The sequence below is a fragment of the Pseudonocardia sp. genome (assembly GCF_029263155.1).
In the GTDB taxonomy this organism is placed as follows: domain Bacteria; phylum Actinomycetota; class Actinomycetes; order Mycobacteriales; family Pseudonocardiaceae; genus Pseudonocardia.
Genome location: NZ_JAJCYB010000111.1, coordinates 168,846 through 186,038 on the forward strand (window position 1 = coordinate 168,846; position 17,193 = coordinate 186,038).

General features: G+C 74.9%; 14 protein-coding genes and 1 pseudogene. 11 read left to right on the forward strand and 4 right to left on the reverse strand.

From position 1 onward, the window contains the following. Positions 1-38 precede the first annotated feature (38 nt). Positions 39-617 carry a Uma2 family endonuclease gene (locus Q1K26_RS23880; RefSeq protein WP_300017304.1) on the forward strand — a complete coding sequence of 193 codons (579 nt, stop codon included), beginning with the start codon at positions 39-41 and terminating at the stop codon, positions 615-617. Positions 618-622: 5 nt separating this feature from the next. Here the strand turns inward: Q1K26_RS23880 and Q1K26_RS23885 are convergent, their stop codons facing one another. Further along, a complete protein-coding gene (locus Q1K26_RS23885) occupies positions 623-1,423 on the reverse strand; it encodes a M23 family metallopeptidase (RefSeq protein WP_300017307.1) in 801 nt (266 codons plus the stop codon). Positions 1,424-1,644: 221 nt separating this feature from the next. After that, a complete protein-coding gene (locus Q1K26_RS23890; protein WP_300017310.1) occupies positions 1,645-2,607 on the reverse strand; it encodes an alpha/beta fold hydrolase in 963 nt (320 codons plus the stop codon). A 221-nt stretch (positions 2,608-2,828) separates the two neighbouring features. Here Q1K26_RS23890 and sucC point away from each other — a divergent pair, with 221 nt between their 5' ends. From sucC to erm, 7 genes are all read left to right on the forward strand, one after another. Beyond that, on the forward strand, positions 2,829-4,001 hold the full coding sequence (sucC, locus tag Q1K26_RS23895) for an ADP-forming succinate--CoA ligase subunit beta (RefSeq protein WP_300017312.1): 1,173 nt from the start codon (positions 2,829-2,831) through the stop codon (positions 3,999-4,001). A 3-nt stretch (positions 4,002-4,004) separates the two neighbouring features. Then, complete coding sequence (sucD, locus tag Q1K26_RS23900; RefSeq protein WP_300017315.1) at positions 4,005-4,892, forward strand: succinate--CoA ligase subunit alpha; 888 nt, start codon at positions 4,005-4,007, stop codon at positions 4,890-4,892. 238 nt (positions 4,893-5,130) lie between these two features. Further along, on the forward strand, positions 5,131-6,093 hold the full coding sequence (locus Q1K26_RS23905) for a DUF5336 domain-containing protein (RefSeq protein WP_300017318.1): 963 nt from the start codon (positions 5,131-5,133) through the stop codon (positions 6,091-6,093). Between the two features lie 168 nt (positions 6,094-6,261). After that, entirely contained in the window at positions 6,262-8,490 is a 2,229-nt protein-coding gene (locus Q1K26_RS23910; RefSeq protein ID WP_300017321.1) for a DUF6350 family protein, read from the forward strand. A gap of 452 nt (positions 8,491-8,942) precedes the next feature. Then, on the forward strand, positions 8,943-9,572 hold the full coding sequence (gene purN, locus Q1K26_RS23915; RefSeq protein WP_300017324.1) for a phosphoribosylglycinamide formyltransferase: 630 nt from the start codon (positions 8,943-8,945) through the stop codon (positions 9,570-9,572). Beyond that, complete coding sequence (gene purH, locus Q1K26_RS23920; RefSeq protein ID WP_300017327.1) at positions 9,569-11,131, forward strand: bifunctional phosphoribosylaminoimidazolecarboxamide formyltransferase/IMP cyclohydrolase; 1,563 nt, start codon at positions 9,569-9,571, stop codon at positions 11,129-11,131. Before purN ends, purH begins: the two co-directional genes overlap by 4 nt. A 344-nt stretch (positions 11,132-11,475) precedes the next feature. Continuing rightward, the gene (gene erm, locus Q1K26_RS23925) at positions 11,476-12,234 is read left to right on the forward strand and encodes a 23S ribosomal RNA methyltransferase Erm (protein ID WP_300017329.1); all 759 of its coding nucleotides are present in this window, start codon (positions 11,476-11,478) and stop codon (positions 12,232-12,234) included. A 23-nt stretch (positions 12,235-12,257) separates the two neighbouring features. Here the strand turns inward: erm and Q1K26_RS23930 are convergent, their stop codons facing one another. After that, a complete protein-coding gene (locus Q1K26_RS23930) occupies positions 12,258-12,413 on the reverse strand; it encodes a hypothetical protein (RefSeq protein WP_300017331.1) in 156 nt (51 codons plus the stop codon). Between the two features lie 4 nt (positions 12,414-12,417). Next, positions 12,418-13,506 (reverse strand): glycosyltransferase family 2 protein, encoded by a 1,089-nt coding sequence (locus Q1K26_RS23935; protein WP_300017334.1) that lies wholly within the window; start codon positions 13,504-13,506, stop codon positions 12,418-12,420. 183 nt (positions 13,507-13,689) lie between these two features. On the opposite strand from Q1K26_RS23935, the gene Q1K26_RS23940 reads away from it, so the two are divergent. From Q1K26_RS23940 to Q1K26_RS23950, 3 genes and pseudogenes are all read left to right on the forward strand, one after another. After that, positions 13,690-14,361 (forward strand): hypothetical protein, encoded by a 672-nt coding sequence (locus Q1K26_RS23940; protein WP_300017361.1) that lies wholly within the window; start codon positions 13,690-13,692, stop codon positions 14,359-14,361. Between the two features lie 225 nt (positions 14,362-14,586). Next, positions 14,587-15,852, forward strand: a pseudogene (locus tag Q1K26_RS23945) (DNA polymerase Y family protein); the annotation flags it as partial. Positions 15,853-16,841: 989 nt separating this feature from the next. Beyond that, a partial coding sequence (locus Q1K26_RS23950) for a hypothetical protein (protein WP_300017337.1) occupies positions 16,842-17,193 on the forward strand: 352 nt, incomplete at its 3' end.

A 17,193-nucleotide genomic window follows, 5' to 3' on the forward strand; every position in this document is an offset into this window, starting at 1 on the left:
GTCAAAGGCCGTGTGACACTGAGCCCGGGAGGTTGCGGATGTCCGTCGAGACGACCTACGAGTCCCTGTTCGCGCACGGCGGTCCGTGGACCGAGGACGACTACTTCGCGCTTCCCGACATGCCCGCGCACGTCGAGCTGGTCGACGGGTCGCTTCTCGTGACCCCGCTGTCGTCCATTCCGCATGCGCGGCTGTCGTTCGCGTTGACCGCCTTGTTCGCAGCCACCTGTCCCGACCCACACTGGGAATCCCTGCCAGGAGTGAACGTCCGGCTCTGGCAGGACCACATCCGCGCGCCGGATGCCGTCGTCATCCGGGCCGGGTTGGATGTTCTCAAGGTTCAGATACCGGACGTCCTGCTGCTCGTCGAGGTCACGTCGCCCGGCAACTTCCGGCAGGACGTGGTGGTCAAGCACGCCGACTACGCCGAGGCAGGTGTCCGTTTCTACCTGCGGGTCGACCTGCACCGCGGGATCGACACGCTGGAGGCGTCGGCGTACGAGCTGGTCGACGGCGCCTACCGCGAGTACGCCACCAGTGTCGACGGCGTGCTGGCGCTGGAGCGGCCGTGGCCGCTGGAGGCTGATCTTCGCGCGCTGGCCCGCGGGCGGCGGTAGCGCGGCTACCAGCCGTCGATGCCGTGTTCCTGGAGCCAGGGCCGGGGGTTCAACGGGCTGTCGCCCGCGTCGTGGATCTCGAAGTGCAGGTGCGGGCCGGTGGACTGGCCCCGGTTGCCGATCTCGGCGATCTGCTCGCCCGCGCCGACCTCGTCGCCGACCTCGACGAACATCTGGTTCACGTGCCCGTACACGCTCATCGTGCCGTCCGGGTGGCGGATCTTCACGACGAGTCCGAAGCCGGACGCGGCACCGGCCTGCTCCACCACGCCGTCGGTCACCGCGTAGATCGGGGTGCCGATGGGGCCGGCGATGTCGATGCCGTTGTGGGAGCGTCCCCATCGAGCACCGAACCCGGACGTGAACCGCCCGATGGTGGGCTGCACGAACGCCCGGTCCCCGACCAGGTTGGCCTGCGGCGCGCCGAAGGCGAGCGCCGAGGCCAGGATGGCGTCGCGCCGGGCGAGCTCCTGGCCGATCTCGACGGCCTTGGTGAGGTTCTGGATGTCGAGCTGCGACTCGGGGTCGAGATCGACCGCGGTGAGCGCGCGGGGCAGGAGCTGGTCGCCACCGATCGCGTCGACGGCGAACGACGTCGTGCTCACCTCGGCCACCGGCGCGAGTGCGCTCAGCGTGACGGGCGGCAGGTCGGGCCGCTCGGTGAGCGGCGAGGCGGCGGACTGACCGGCCGCGACCACGGCTCCGGTCGCGACGGCGGCGACGGTCACCCGGCCACGAACCGACGCGGCGGGAGGCGCAGGGAGCCGGTGCACCCCGGGCGCGACCACGCCCAGCGGCACGGTCACGTCGGCGGGGTGGCCCGGTGCGCCGCTTGGGGAGCGGTGGCGCGCCACGACCTGCCCTTCTCGACGGTTCTGGTCAGTGAAGGTGCCCGCGAGCCGGTCGTGGTGGGCTGGGGATTCCACCGTGTCGTGACCGGTCCGTGACTCGGACCGGGGAAACGTAGCGGTGGTCACGCTGCGTCGGCAAATCCGGTCGCGGCGTGTCGCCGGTGGGTCGGCCGGGGTCAGGAGGCGGGCGAGGATCGCCGGCCGAACGCGCTCGATCCCGGAGCCCCCGCGGGCTGACCTCGACGGAACGGGTGGCGGCGGTGATCCGATCGGGCGAGGGCGCTGACCACCCAGTGCACCGACCGGGGGTCGATCGGCAGCGAAAGGTGACCGACGTCACGTAGCTCGTACTGCTCGACGTGCAGATCGGGATGCACGAGCCGGGCGTTGCGCTGGGGCACGATCATCTGGTCCATCCGGCTCCACACCACCAGGAAGCGGGTCGGGCACCCGGGGACCGGCAGCGTGAGCTCCTCGAGCAGCTCCGACCCCGGGCGCAGCTGTGCGGCCAGCGCGGTGGGCATCAGGTACGCGCTGAGCGTTCCCGAGTGGGGGCTGCCCAGGGTCGCCAGCGTGTCGACGGTCTCGGAGCCGCCGAGCCGCTGCACGTAGTAGCGGGCGATCATGCCCCCGAGCGAGTGCCCCACGATGTGCACGCGGTCGGCGCCGGTGCGTTCCCGCAACCGCTCGACGTGGGTGCGCAGCTCGTGCGCGGCGGTGCGGACATCGCCGGTGAACAGGCTGTAGTTCACCGCGTGCACGGTGCCGAACCCGCGCCGGCGCAGAGCGCGGCGGAACACGGTGAACACCGAGCGGTTGTCCATGATCCCGTGTACGAGCAGGATCGGGATGCCCGCGGCCTCCACATCGGTGACGACGAGGCTGCGGCGCTCGGGGGGCAGCGGGTCGGTGCGGTACCCGTCGCCCGACTCCACCAACTGCTCGCGCAGCAGGCCCGCCGGGTACACGGCCATGTGCGCGGCCAGCCACGCCCATTCGACGGCGATGCCCCGCAGGCCGGCCGGGCTGCCGAAGGTCCGTGCGGTGTAGGCGCCCGCGCGACCGACCTCGGTCATGGTGGATGCCACCGCTCCGGCGACCGTGGCCAGGCGGTGCAGTCCCGCGCGGACCAGCGCCATGGGGACGACGGTAGGCGACCAGGCGGCGCGACGCTGCGCCAATGTGCGACACCTCCGTCGTCACGGGCGGGGCCGCCGACCGGGTGGGACCGGGCGTGACAGCGGTCACCGGGGCAGGTCAGGGCATGTGCGGCCGTCGTCGCTAGGGTCGCCCCAGCAGCGGTTGGGCGGGCGCCGAGGCCCGCACGCACAGCGCCGTGACGTTCAGAGCAGGGAGAGCCATGGATCTCTACGAGTACCAGGCGAAGGACCTCTTCGCCGCCCACGGTGTCCCGGTGCTGCCGGGCCGGACCGTCGAGACGGTCGAGGACGCGAAGGCGGTCGCCGCCGAGCTCGGCACCGCGGTCGTGGTCAAGGCGCAGGTCAAGACGGGGGGCCGGGGCAAGGCCGGCGGCGTCAAGCTGGCGAAGACCCCGGACGAGGCGGCCGAGAAGGCCACCGACATCCTCGGCCTGGACATCAAGGGTCACACGGTGCACCGCGTGCTCGTGACCACGGCCAGCGACATCGCGGAGGAGTACTACTTCTCCTTCCTGCTCGACCGGTCCAACCGCACCTTCCTGGCGATGGCCAGTGCCGAGGGCGGCATGGAGATCGAGCAGCTCGCGGTGGAGCGCCCCGAGGCGCTGGCGCGCATCCCGATCGACGCGATCGCGGGCGTCGACCGCGCGAAGGCCGCCGAGATCGTCGCGGCCGCGAAGTACCCGGCCGAGGTCGCCGAGGAGGCCGCCGACGTCATCGTCAAGCTCTGGGAGACCTTCGTCTCCGAGGACGCCACCCTCGTCGAGGTCAACCCGCTGGTGCGTGACCCGCAGGACAAGGTCATCGCGCTCGACGGCAAGGTCACCCTCGACGAGAACGCGGGCTTCCGGCACCCGGAGCACGCGGCGCTGGTCGACGAGCGCACCGAGAACCCGCTCGAGGCCAAGGCGAAGGCCAAGGGTCTCAACTACGTCAAGCTCGACGACGGCCAGGTCGGCATCATCGGCAACGGCGCGGGCCTGGTCATGAGCACCCTCGACGTCGTCGCCTACGCGGGCGAGAAGCACGGCGGCGTCAAGCCCGCCAACTTCCTGGACATCGGCGGCGGCGCGTCGGCGCAGGTGATGGCCGACGGTCTCGACGTCATCCTGGGTGACGAGGACGTCAAGAGCGTCTTCGTCAACGTCTTCGGCGGCATCACCGCCTGCGACGCGGTGGCCAACGGCATCGTCGAGGCACTGAAGATCCTGGGCGACTCGGCGACAAAGCCGCTCGTCGTCCGGCTGGACGGAAACAACGTCGTCGAGGGTCGCAAGATCCTCGACGACGCCAACCACCCCCTGGTCACCCAGGTGGACACGATGGACAATGCGGCCGACAAGGCCGCCGAGCTCGCAGCGGCGGGGGCCTGAGACATGTCGATCTTCCTGAACGAGAACAGCAAGGTCATCGTGCAGGGCATCACCGGTGGTGAGGGCACCAAGCATTCCACCAAGATGCTGGCGGCGGGCACGAACATCGTCGGCGGCGTGAACGCGCGCAAGGCCGGCACGACGGTCGAGATCGGCGGGAAGACCCTCCCGGTGTTCGGCACCGTCGAGGAGGCGATGAAGGAGACCGGCGCCGACGTCAGCGTCGCCTTCGTCCCGCCGAAGTTCACCAAGGACGCCGTGATCGAGGCGATCGACGCCGAGATCCCGCTGCTGGTGATCATCACCGAGGGCGTGCCCGTGCACGACTCCGCCCACTTCTGGGCGCACGCGGTGGCTACGGGCAACAAGACGCGCATCATCGGCCCGAACTGCCCCGGCATCATCTCCCCCGGGAAGTCCAACGCCGGCATCATCCCGTCCGACATCGCGGGCGCCGGCAAGATCGGCCTGGTGTCCAAGTCGGGCACGCTGACCTACCAGATGATGTTCGAGCTGCGCGAGATCGGCTTCTCCACCGCCATCGGCATCGGCGGCGACCCGGTCATCGGCACCACGCACATCGACGCCCTCGAGGCCTTCGAGGCCGACCCCGAGACCGCCGCGATCGTGATGATCGGCGAGATCGGCGGCGACGCGGAGGAGCGGGCCGCGGACTTCATCAAGGCCAACGTGACCAAGCCGGTCGTCGGCTACGTCGCCGGGTTCACCGCGCCCGAGGGCAAGACGATGGGGCACGCCGGCGCCATCGTCTCCGGCTCGGCCGGCACCGCGCAGGCCAAGAAGGAGGCGCTGGAGGCCGCCGGGGTCAAGGTCGGCAAGACCCCCAGTGAGACGGCCGATCTCATGCGGGAGATCGTCTCCGGCCTGTAGTCGCGGGTCCCGGCCCGTCCGAGGTGCCGCCCACGCCGGCCCGCCGCCCCGCAACGGCGGCGAGGTGGCGTGGGCAGCGCTCGGCGGCGCGTCCACGGCCGCGTCCGGCACGGGTCGCCGCTGCGCCGGTCGGCGTTGCCCCGAACGCCGCCCGGGAGGGCGCCCGGACGTGATGGACTAGCGTTCTGCACGCCCGTACGCCGGACCGCGGGAGTCCGCACGGAGGGAGCACTTCACGATGACCCAGCAGCCCGAGTCGACCTCGGCCGCCACCAGTACGAGTCCCCAGCTCACGCCGGGACCCGCACGACTGCTCGCACTCGGGGCCGCCGCCCTGGCCCTCGTGATCTACGTGCTCGGCTTCTTCGACAGCGGTTCCTTCATCACGACCTCGATGATCGGCGCGTTGATCATCGGCGGGGGCCTGCTCGTCGGCTCGGCGGTGCTCCCCCGGGTCGGTCGGGTGCTGCTGCCCGGGGTCCTGCTGCTCCTCGTGGGCACGCTTCAGCTGCTGCAGGGCGCCACCGCGGGCGCGGAGCTCGGGGGCGGGCCCAGCACGATCGGTGTCGTGAGCCTCGTGCTCGCCTTCGTGGCCCTCGCGCTGGCCGCCGGTGCACTGCTCATGGACGTCGGCATCATCAAGCCACCGGCGCCGCGACCGAGCGCCCCGGGTGGCTACGGGCAGGGCTACGGCCAGGGTGGGTACGGCCAGCAGGGCTACGGGCAGCCGCAGCCCGGCTACGGGGGCTACGGCGCCCAGCCCGGGTACGGGCAGCCGGGGTACGGGCAGCCGGGCTACGGCGCACAGCCCGGGTACGGGCAGCCGGGGTACGGTCAGCAGCCGGGGAGTGGCTACGGCCAGCAGCCCTCCGGGTACGGCCAGGCCGCCGGGTACCCCGCCGCGGCGGGGTACGGCGCGGGCTACGCGCCGGCCGGTCCCGCGGACGGGTCCGGCTCCTCCGACGTCACCACGTCGATCGCCGCTCCCGGTGCCGACCCGAAGTCCGAGCCCGCCCCGGGTGGCTGGTACAGCGGCAGCGACCCGGCCACGGAGGTCTCGTCGTCGGCGCACACGCCGCCGTCGGGGACCCCGGTCGCGCCGGTCGAGGGCGGCTCCGCCGACGATGCCCAGGCCCGCCGGGACGGCGACGGGGCCGGGGACGAGACGCGCTTCATCACCCCCGGCGACCAGTCGAAGTAGGCACGCCCCGCGGGCCGGGTGATTCACCCGGCCGCGCGCCCGTCCGGCGTGCCTGCCCGATCCACGGCAGCCGCGCTGCGACCCTGAGCGGGTGACCGAGCCGGCGAGGGCACCATCCAGCGCAGCACCCCGGGCAGCGGCGGCGGCGAGCACCGACGAGGAGGCGCCGTGACCCGCACCCTCGACGTCACCGATCAGGATCCGGGCGCCGGGCGACCCGATCCCGGACGACCCGATCCGGACGGACTGCACCGGCTGCGCGTCCTGCTCGCCGGCGCGATGGGGACCGTCATCGTCAGCTACGCCCTGCTGGTGCCGGCAGCCGCGGCCGTCGTGCTCACCGCGGGTGCCGGGCTCTCCATCGACGGCGCGTTCGCCGCGGCCATCCCGCTGTGGCTCGCCGCGCACCAGATCCCGCTGGTACTGGGCGGGCAGCCGCTGGGCGTGCTCCCGCTGCTGCCGACGGTGCTCGTCGCCGGGGTGATCGCGGTCGGTGCGGGGTGGTCGGCCCGGCGGCTGGGTGGGCGGCTGCGGGCCGATGCGGGTGCGGTGCTGGCCACGATGGCGGGCGCGCACTCCGCGGTCGCGGTGCTCGGGAGCGCGTTGCTGCCCCGGGCCGCGGCGGTGGCTGCCGCGCCGTGGGCGGCGCTCGTGGCGTCCGGCCTGGTGGCGGGGGTCGCAGCGGCCGTCGGCGTGGTGCGCGTCTGCGGGCTGCCGCCGGAGTGGCTCCGGCGGGTCCCCCCCTGGGCGGGTGATGCCGTCCGGACCGCGGCGGTGGCCCTCGCGGGGCTGTGCGCGCTGGGGGCGGCGGCGCTGCTCGCCGGGCTGGTGCTCGGCGCGGTGGGTGTCGCGGAGGCCTTCGGTGATCTCGCGCCCGGGCCCGGGGCAGGCGTCGGGGTCACCCTGCTGGCGCTGTCGTACCTGCCGAACGCCGTCGTCGCGGGCCTGGCGTGGGTGCTGGGACCCGGGTTCTCGGTCGGCACCGCCGCGGTCTCCCCCTTCGGGGTCTCCGCGGGTGCGCCCTCGGTGTTTCCGCTGCTCGCGGCGGTGCCTGCGACCGCGCCACCGGTCTGGGCGGCCCTCGCCCTCGCCGGGCCGGTCGCGGTCGGGGCGATGACGGGTGTCGTCGCGCGCCGCTCGGGGTCCGTCGCACCGCAGGTGGCGGCCGCCGCGGCGGCGCTGGCCGCCGTCGCCGTCGGGACGCTGGCCGTCCTGTCCGGGGGGCGGCTCGCGGCGGGGCCGTACGACCCGGTCCGGATGCCGGTCGAACTGCTGGTCCCGGCCGTGCTCGTCCTGGTCGGGGTGCCCGCGGTGCTGGTCGCGCTGACCGTGCGCAGCGGTCGGGACCGGGAGGACCCGTACGAGTACGAGTACGAGACCGACCCCGGCGCCGAGCACGCCGACCCGGTGCCGAGCGCGGGTGGTGCCGGGCCGGGCGATACGGCCGGTGCCGCCGCTGCGGGCGGGTCGGTGGGGCCCGGTCCGGTGGGCGATGCGGGAACCGCCGTCGCCGCCCTGGACGACCGGTCGGCCGAGGCCGATCCCGATCCCGATCCCGAGGCCGATCCCGATCCCGATCCCGAGGCCGATCCCGATCCCGATCCCGAGGCCGATCCCGATCCCGATCCCGAGGCCGAACCCGATCCCGGAGCCGAAGCCGAAGCCGAACCCGATCCCGGAGCCGGACTCGAAGCCGGACCCGCTGCGGAGCCCGCACCCGCGACGGTGCCCGGCGATGGGGCGCAGGTTCCGGATGCCGGCGGTGAGGGGGCGGCCGTGCGGCCGGCTCCGCCCGGGGCGGCTACTGCGGGTGGAGCGTCGTCCGACGGTGCCGGCGGGTCGTCGTCCGACGAACGGCCCCCGTCGGCCCGCGGCGGCGGGAGCGGGCCTGCGGACGACCAGCCGACGGGCGGTGGTGGGCCGGACGGTGGGCCTGCGGACGGCGAGCCGACGGGCGGTGGTGGGCCCGGCGGTGGGCCTGCGGACGACCAGCCGACGGGCGGTGGTGGGCCGGACGGTGGGCCTGCGGACGGCGAGCCGACCGGCGGTGGCGGGCCCGGCGGTGGCGGGCCCGGCGGCGGCTCGGCCCCCGCCGACCCGACCGACGGGCCGGCCCGATCCCACCCGCGGGCTACCCGCCGCCGCCCCGGGGAGCCGGGTGGCCGGCGGGGCCAGGGGCCGGTACCGGTGGAGCTGGTCGAGCCGGTTCCGGCGGCGGCCCGGACGTGGTTCGGGTGGCGCCGCCGCGGCGCGGCCGAGGCCGGAACGCCGACCCCCACCAGCTCCTCTTCGGCCCCGGCGACCGACCCGGCGCCGAAGCCGCGCACCGTCGCCGAACTGGTGGCCCTGCGGGCGCGCGAGGCCGCGGAGCGGGAGCGGTCCGCACCGGAGGGATGACCGTGCGGCGTCCGTTCCGACCGGGAGCGGGTGGGGGAGACGGGGCCGCCGCTCCCGCGGGTCGGGCGGGTGTGCGCGGCCCGTGTGCCCGGCCGTGTGCCCTCCGCCGGTCACCGACAGCCGGGCGGTCCGGCCCGCTGGGCACTCCGGCGGCGATGTGACCTGCGCCGCGGCCTACGCTTGACCGGTCCCGCCGATCACCGTCGAGCTGCGGGGTGGTTGGCGTGACCGAGCTTGCGAGGTCACCATCCAGCACAGCACCGTCGGGCGCGGCGGCGACGAGCGTCAGCGAGGAGCGAACGTGACCGAGCTTGCGAGGTCACCATCCAGCACAGCACCGCCGGGCGCGGCGGCGACGAGCGTCAGCGAGGAGCGACCGTGACCGAGTGCGTGGGGGCGCCGTTCCGCGCATCCCCGGGCGCGGCGTCGACCGGCGTCGAGGAGGTGGTGGTGTGAACGACCCCTCACTGGCGTCGCGTCGCATCGAGATCCCCGACCCGGCGCGGGTGGTGGTGCTGGTCTCCGGATCGGGCACGCTGCTGCAGGCGCTGCTCGACGCGGCTGTCCAGGTCGTGGCCGTGGGTGCGGACCGGCCGGACATCGAGGGCCTCGCCCGTGCCGCCCGTGCCGGGGTCCCGACGTTCGTGCGGCGGGTCGCCGACCACCCGGACCGCGCGTCCTGGAACGCCGCGCTCGCCGCGTCCGTCGTCGCCCACCGGCCCGACCTGGTCATCAGCGCCGGCTTCATGAAGATCCTCGGATCGGGCTTCCTCGCCGGAGTCGGCTGCCCGGTGCTCAACACGCACCCGGCTCTGCTGCCGTCGTTCCCGGGGGTGCGCGGGGTCGCCGACGCGCTGGCCTACGGGGTGAAGGTCACCGGAGCCACCGTCCACCTCGTCGACGACGGGGTGGACAGCGGTCCGGTTCTCGCACAGGCCGCCGTGCCCGTCGAACCCGGCGACACCGTCGCCACCCTGCACGAACGCATCAAGATCGAGGAGCGGCGGTTGCTCGTGGGCACCGTCGCCGCGCTGGCTCTGAAGGGAGCGACCGTGACCGGCCGAGAGGTGACCATCCCGTGAGCGGGGAGCGCAGGGCCGTGCGACGCGCGTTGATCAGTGTCTACGACAAGGCCGGGCTGCTGGAGCTGGCCACCGGCCTGCACGCGCTCGGCGTGGAGATCGTCTCGACCGGATCCACGGCGCAGCGGATCGCCGACGCGGGTGTGCCGGTCACGCCCGTGGAGCAGCTGACCGGGTTCCCCGAGTGCCTCGACGGGCGGGTCAAGACCCTGCATCCGCGGGTGCACGCCGGGCTGCTGGCCGACACCCGCCGTCCCGAGCACCTCGCCCAGCTCGAGCAGCTGGGCATCGCGCCGTTCGACCTGCTCGTGTCGAACCTCTACCCGTTCACCGCGACCGTCGCCTCCGGCGCGTCCCCCGCGGAATGCGTCGAGCAGATCGACATCGGCGGTCCCGCGATGGTGCGCGCGTCGGCCAAGAACCACGACAGCGTGGCCGTGGTGGTCGATCCGCGCCGCTACGAGTGGGTGCTGGAACAGCTGAAGAACGGCGGGTTCACCCTGCCCGACCGCCGACTGCTCGCGGCCGACGCCTTCCGGCACACCGCCACCTACGACGTCGCGGTGGCGTCCTGGATGGGCGGGGTGCTGGCCCCCGACCCCGACGGCGGTGCGTTCCCCCCGTGGGTCGGCGCCAGCTGGGAACGTTCGGCCACGCTGCGCTACGGCGAGAACCCGCACCAGGGCGCCGCGCTCTACGTCTCCGGCGCGCCCGGGCTCGCCGCGGCGGAACAGCTGCACGGCAAGGAGATGTCGTACAACAACTACGTGGACTCCGACGCGGCCTGGCGCGCCGCGCACGACCACGGCGACCTCCCGTGCGTCGCGGTGATCAAGCACGCCAACCCGTGCGGCATCGCGGTGGGCGCGGACGTCGCCGAGGCCCACCGCAAGGCACATGCGGGAGACCCGGTCAGCGCGTTCGGCGGGGTCATCGCGTGCAACGGCGAGGTGAGCGTCGAGATGGCCGAGCAGGTGGCGGAGGTGTTCACCGAGGTCGTGCTCGCGCCGTCCTACGCCGACGGGGCGCTGGAGGTGCTCGCCCGCAAGAAGAACGTGCGCGTGCTGCGGCTGCCGGTCGCGCCCGTTCGGACGGGGGCGGAGTTCCGTCCCATCTCCGGCGGCGTGCTCCTGCAGCAGCGCGACGCGCTCGATGCGCCCGGTGACGACCCGGCCGGCTGGACCCTCGCCACCGGCGAGCCGGTGCCCGTTGCGGTACTCGCCGACCTCGCGTTCGCCTGGCGTGCCTGCCGGTCGGTGAAGTCGAACGCGATCCTGCTGGCCTCCGGGGGTGCGGCCGTCGGCGTCGGGATGGGGCAGGTCAACCGCGTCGACGCCGCCCGGCTCGCGGTGGAGCGGGCCGGCGACCGGGCCCGTGGCGCGGTCGCGGCGTCGGATGCGTTCTTCCCGTTCCCGGACGGGCTGGAGGTCCTGCTCACCGCCGGTGTGCGTGCGGTCGTGCAGCCGGGTGGCTCGGTGCGGGACGAGGCGGTGATCGAGGCCGCGGCGACCGCCGGTGTCCCGATGTACCTGACGGGCACCCGCCACTTCGCCCACTGACGCCGACCCGACCCGGCCCGGCGCCCGGTCGCCCGCTCCGAGCCAGGCATGCGGTTCGCGCGTCGGCCCGCGTCCTGCGCGCTGCCGGCAGCGCGCGAGGTGCCGGGGGGCGCGCGAGGTGCCCGGGGGGTCGGGCTGCTGCGGAGGCCGTGCGCCGGCCGGCCCGGTGCCGGTGGGCCGAAAACGGCTCGCGCCCGCCCGTACCGTGATCGGCATGGCTGCCTCGATACGGCTGCGCGACGTCTCCCGGACGTCGCACCGCTGATCCCGCTTCGCGCGGGCCCGTGCCGTGCCCGGCGTCCGATCCGGAAACCTCTCCGATCGACGCGAAGGCCCTCCCAGCCATGCCCGCAGCATCCCGCCGCCACGGCGGCCGTCACGAACTCGGTCAGAACTTCCTCGTCGACGCCCGCGTCACGCGGCGCATCGCCGCGCTCGTCCCACCCGGTCCCGAACCGGTACTGGAACTCGGGGCGGGCGACGGTGCGCTCACCCGCCGCCTCGCCGACGACGGCAGGGCCGTCACCGCCGTCGAGCTCGATCCCGGCCGGGCCGCGGCCCTGCGCCGCACCCTGGGTGGCCGCGTCCGCGTCGAGCAGGCCGACATGCTGGCCTTCCGGTTCGACGGCGCCCACCACGTCGTCTCCAACGTGCCGTTCGCCATCACCACGCCGCTGCTGCGCCACCTGCTCGACCAGCGCGGCTGGCGGAGCGCGGTCCTGCTGCTGCAGTGGGAGGTGGCCCGCAAGCGAGCGGCCGTGGGCGGCACGACGCTGCTCACCGCGAGCTGGTGGCCGTGGTACGAGTTCGCGCTGGCCGGGCGGGTGCCGTCGGCCGCGTTCCGGCCCCGGCCCGCGGTGGACGGCGGGTTGCTCGTCGTGCGCAGGCGTGAGTTCCCACTGGTCCCCGAGCGGGAACGCGGCGCCTACCGGGCGCTGGTCCGGGCCGCGTTCGGCGGCGACCGGGTCGCGGCCGCGCTGCGGTCGCGCGGCCCCCGGATCCGCGGCCTGGTGGCAGCGGCGGGACTCGGGAGCGCCCGCCCGAGAGACCTGACGGCCGACCAGTGGGCCGCGCTGCACCGGCGGGCGAACCGGTCACGATGAGCTCGTCGGGAGGGGCGGCGCGCTCAGCGCTCCCGGCGGGGGAGCAGGCGGAGCAGGGCGAGGCCCGCGGCCAGGAGCGTGCAGGCGGCGACGACGTACCAGAGCGTGCCGAGACCGCCCAGCGCCGTCGCACCGGCGGGCATCGCGACGAGGGCGGTGGACCCGAGCTTGCCGTACACCCGCTCACACCTCCACGGGCTGCGTGTCGGGATGGTGCCAGCGCGGCGCGCGGCGGGCGAGCAGCTCGGCGGCGGCGCACAGGTACACCGCCTGCTGGAACAGGTCGTAGCCGAACTCGACGACGACCGGCGCGGCCAGCGCCATCGCCCGCCACCCGCGCCTGCGTACCGTCACCACCCGCTCGACGACGAACAGCACGGTGACCGCCAGCCAGAACCCGCGCGGTGGTCCGAGCTGGCCGATCACCGCGAACAGGGTCGTGGCCAGCAGGAACAGGCCGACAGCGACGATCCCGGCGTACATCGCCGCCTGCTTGAGCGCGTACGGCGAGGTGACCCGGGTGAGGCCGTAGGCGCGCAGGTTGTCCAGGGCGCCGCGCTGCCAGCGCAGCCGCTGGCGCCACAGGTCGGCCCACGTCGTCATCACCTCGGTGTGCACGAGGCAGGCGCGGGGAGAGGCGGCGCCGAGGCCCAGGGTCCGCACGGCGAGGGTGATCTCGTTGTCCTCGGTGATCGCGGCCGGGTCGTAGACGGCCCCCGGGCGTCCGGGCAGGACGGTGCCCCGGGCGGCGGCGACGGCCCGCAGCGTCGGCACGCGGAACAGGGTCGCGGTCCCGGTGAGGACGGTGGCGCGCGCGCCGCGGCGGGCGACCTCGCGGGCGTAGCGGGCGTACTCGTTGCGCTGCAGCGCTCCCACCAGGCCGCCGCCGGGGCGCCCTGCGAACACCCCGCCCACCGCGCCGTCACCGGGATGGTTGTCGAGCCAGGTCAGCGCCTCGGTCAGGAAGGCGGGGGTGAGCGCGGAGTCGGCGTCCATGGCGAGGATCAGGTCGTGGTCGGCGAGCTCGGGCAGGATCCGGTCCAGGGCCTGGTTGAGCGCGCCTGCCTTGCGGTCGGTGTTGGCGACGGTGCGCTGCACTGCGACGTCGTGGGCGGCCGCGACCTCCGCGGTGCCGTCGGTGCAGTTGTCGACGACCACCACGACCTCGTCGGGCAGCCGGGTCTGCACGGCCAGTGAGCGGAGCGCCGCGGGAAGGGTGTGCTCCTCGTCGTGGGCCGGGACGACCGCAACGATCCGGGCACTGTCTGCCATACGGCGCATTGTCTACGGCCGATCAGTCCAGCAACAGACTTGTGTCCAGCCTGGCCCCGGGGTAGCTCCGTGCTAGAATAGAACAAACGTTCGAGCATCGACTTCCCCGCGGTGCGTTCGCGGGGAGGCACGTCGGTGGTTGCGGTGGATAAGCTCGAGCTGGCCCGTGGACTGCTGAGGCAGATGGAGGAGCGCTCCGACGGAGTCCGTGCCGTCGAGCTGACCGACGGCGACACCCGGGTGCTCCCGGTGGCCGCCCCGCTCGCCCGGCTGCTCCCGGCGGGCGGGCTGCGGCGGGGTTCCACGGTCGCCCTACCGGATCCCGGAAGGGCCACGGGGGCCACGTCACTGCTGCTCGCCCTCGTCGCGGAGGCATCCGGGCAGGGGGCGTGGGTCGGGGTGGTCGGGCGCCCGGAGCTGGGGCTGGTCGCGGCCGCCGAGGCAGGGGTGGCACTGGAGCGGCTCGCGCTGGTGCCCCATCCCGGAGACGACCTGATGGCGGTCACCGTGGCCCTGCTCGACGGGATGGACCTGGTCGCGGTGGCCGGTGCCGCCCGCGCGGGTGTCCGGGCGGCCGACCGGCAACGGCTGGCCGCCCGCGCCCGGCAGCGCGGTGCGGTGCTGCTGTCGCTGGGGCCGTGGCCGGGGGCCGACATCGAGCTCAGCTGTACGTCGGCGCGATGGGAGGGGCTCGGGGCGGGGCACGGCCGGTTGTGCGCGCGGCGGGTGCGGGTGGAGCTGCGGGGTCGCGGGCTCGGCCCGGGGCGCGGCGGGCAGCTGCTGCTGCCGGCCCGCGGTGGTGCGGTCGGCGGCGGGACCCGGGTGGCCGACGTCCCGGTGGCGGTGGCGGGATGAACGCGCCCATGATCGGCGAGCCAGGGACATGAGCTGCACAAGCGCACCTCATGTCCCGCATACGGTGATCACGGTGCCGGACGGCCCGGGTTTCGGCCCGAGAGGTGCCCGGTGTCCTCATGATCGGTGGGCCCGGGACATGGGCTGCACATCTGCAGCCCATGTCCCGCAAGTGGTGATCACGCCGCGGCGGCGAGGGACGCCGTGAGTGCCGGGGCGGTGCGGGTGCTCGCGGTGTGGTCGCCGGACTGGCCGGTCACCGCGGCGGCCCGGGCCGCGCACGTGCCGCCGCACCAGCCGGCCGCGGTGGTGGTGGGCAACCGGGTGCTGGCCTGCTCCGCGGTGGCCCGGGCCCAGGGGGTGCGCCGCGGGCTGCGCCGCCGGGAGGCGCAGGCGCGGTGCCCTGAGCTGGCCGTGCTCGCCCGCGACGCCGACCGGGACGCCCGTGCGTTCGAGCCGGTCGTCGTCGCGGTCGAGGAGCTGGCACCCGGAGTGGAGATCGTGCGTCCGGGTTTGCTGGCGCTGCCCGCGCGCGGCCCGGTGGGCTGGTTCGGCGGGGAGCAGGCCGCGGCCGAGCGGATCGTCGACCAGGTGGCCGCGCGCACCGGCGTCGAGTGCCAGGTCGGGGTGGCCGACGGGCTGTTCGCCGCGGTGCTCGCGGCCCGGCGCGGGCTGGCCGTCGGGGCCGGCGACACCCCCGCGTTCCTCGCCCCGCTCGGCGTGGAGGAGCTCGACCGCGATCCCGATGTCGACCGTTCCGGCCTCGTCGACCTGCTCCGCCGCCTGGGTCTGCGCAGCCTCGGCGCGTTCGGGGCGCTCGACGCGGATGACGTCGCCTCCCGGTTCGGCGCCGACGCCGTGCTCGGTCACCGGCTGGCCCGCGGTCTCGACCCCCGCCCGCCGGTGCGTCGCCGCCCGCCCGAGGAGCTGGCCGTCGAGATCGAGCTGGACCCACCCGTCGACCGCGTCGACGCCGCGGCCTTCGCCGCCCGCGGCCTGGCCACGGCGCTGCACCGCACGCTGGCCGGGCACGGCCTGTCCTGCACCCGGCTCGGGATCGCCGCCCGCACCACCGACGGGGAGGAACTGCACCGGATCTGGCGCTGCGCCGAACCCCTGACCCCGGCGGCCACCGTCGACCGCGTCCGCTGGCAGCTCGACTCCTGGCTCGCGCGCACTCGTCGCCTGCGCTCCTCGGCGGCGTTCGCCGGGGCTGCTGCGCCGGATGGTGAGCTCGCGGGGGACCGGGATTCCTCCGCCGCCGGCGGGGTGCGGTGGCTGCGGCTGGTGCCGGAGGAGACGGTCACCGCCGGCGCCCTGCAGCTCGGGCTCTGGGGCGAGACGGGGGAGGTCGATGCCCGGGCCGGACGGGCGTTGGTGCGGGTGCAGGCCCTGCTCGGACCGGAGTCGGTGGTCACCGGCGTGCTGGTGGGCGGCCGGGAGCCGGGGGGGCAGGTCCAGCTGGTGCCGTGGGGCGACGAGCGTCCGCCCGGCCTCCCGGTGGTGATCGACGAACCGGCACTGCCGGCGCGCTCCGGCACGGCTCCGGGTTCCGAAACGACGATCACCGGCGCTGATGGGGGCGCAGGGCGGAGCATGATCGTTGATCCGGAACCGGCGACCGGCTCGACCGCGCCCCCGGGTTCCGGGCCGGTGATCACCGGTGTCGATGGGGGTTCTGGGCGGGGGGTGGTCGTTGTTTCGGAACCGGCGACCGGCTCGTCCGCGCCCCCGGGTTCCGAGATGACGATCACTGTGCCCGGGCGACCTCTCACGGAGAACGCACCCCCGAGTGCAAGCACGACCCCGGACGCGTCGGCCCCGGACGCAGCTCCGGACGCGCCGGCCCCGGACGCGGAACCATGCCTCCCCGCCCGTGCCGCCCCGGCGGGATGGCCCGACGACGTGGTCCGGGCCGCGGGCCGGGTGGGTGCGGCCGATCTCCCCGGACCGGACGGCACGGTGTCGAACCGTCCGCGCCCCACCGATGCACGCCGGCGGTTGCCCGGGCGCGCCTCTCCCCGCCCGCCGTCGCCCGTCCGTGACACCCCACCGTCCTGGCCGGGGCGGGTGCCGGCGCCCTCCCCGGCGTCGGTGCCGCCCACCCCGTTGCCCGCGGAGCTGCTCGACGCCGCCGGTCACCAGGTCGTCCTCACCGATCTCGACCTGCTCGCCGCGCCCCCGCACCGGATCGCGGTCGACGGTGGGCCGCTCCGGGAGGTGCGGGCCTGGGCGGGGCCGTGGCCGTCGCAGCAGCGCTGGTGGGCGGCGGGCGCCTCCGGGGGCGGCGCCCGGCTGCAGGTCGCTCTCGACGACGGCAGCGCGCTGCTGCTCGTCGGGGGGGAGCGGTGGTGGGTGACCGGTGTCTACGACTGAACGGACCGGCCCGACCCTCCGGGGCGCCATCGCGCCGGCCGTGCTCGCGTGATGTGGTCGGTCCACCGTTGATCCGATCATCGAACATATGTTCGACTTGAGGGGTGGGCTGGAACAACCCGGACGTCCCGTGGTCGGTGCTGGAGGCGGCGCTGTCCGGGCGCCCGGAACGCGATGGGTCGAGCACCGCGTGGAGCGTCAGCGGAACGCGCATCGGCACAGCCGGGGGCGCGGAGGCCGACGGCGGCGACAGCCCGGCGTGGTCGCGCAGGCGTGGCCCCTACGAGCCGCCGGAACTCACCGAGCCGGGGGAGCGCGTCCCCTACGCCGATCATGCCCCGTACGCCGATCATGCCCCGTACGCCGATCATGCCCCGTACGCCGATCATGCCCCGTACGCCGATCATGCCCCGTACGCCGATCATGCCCCGTACGCCGATCAGGCCCCGGACGCCG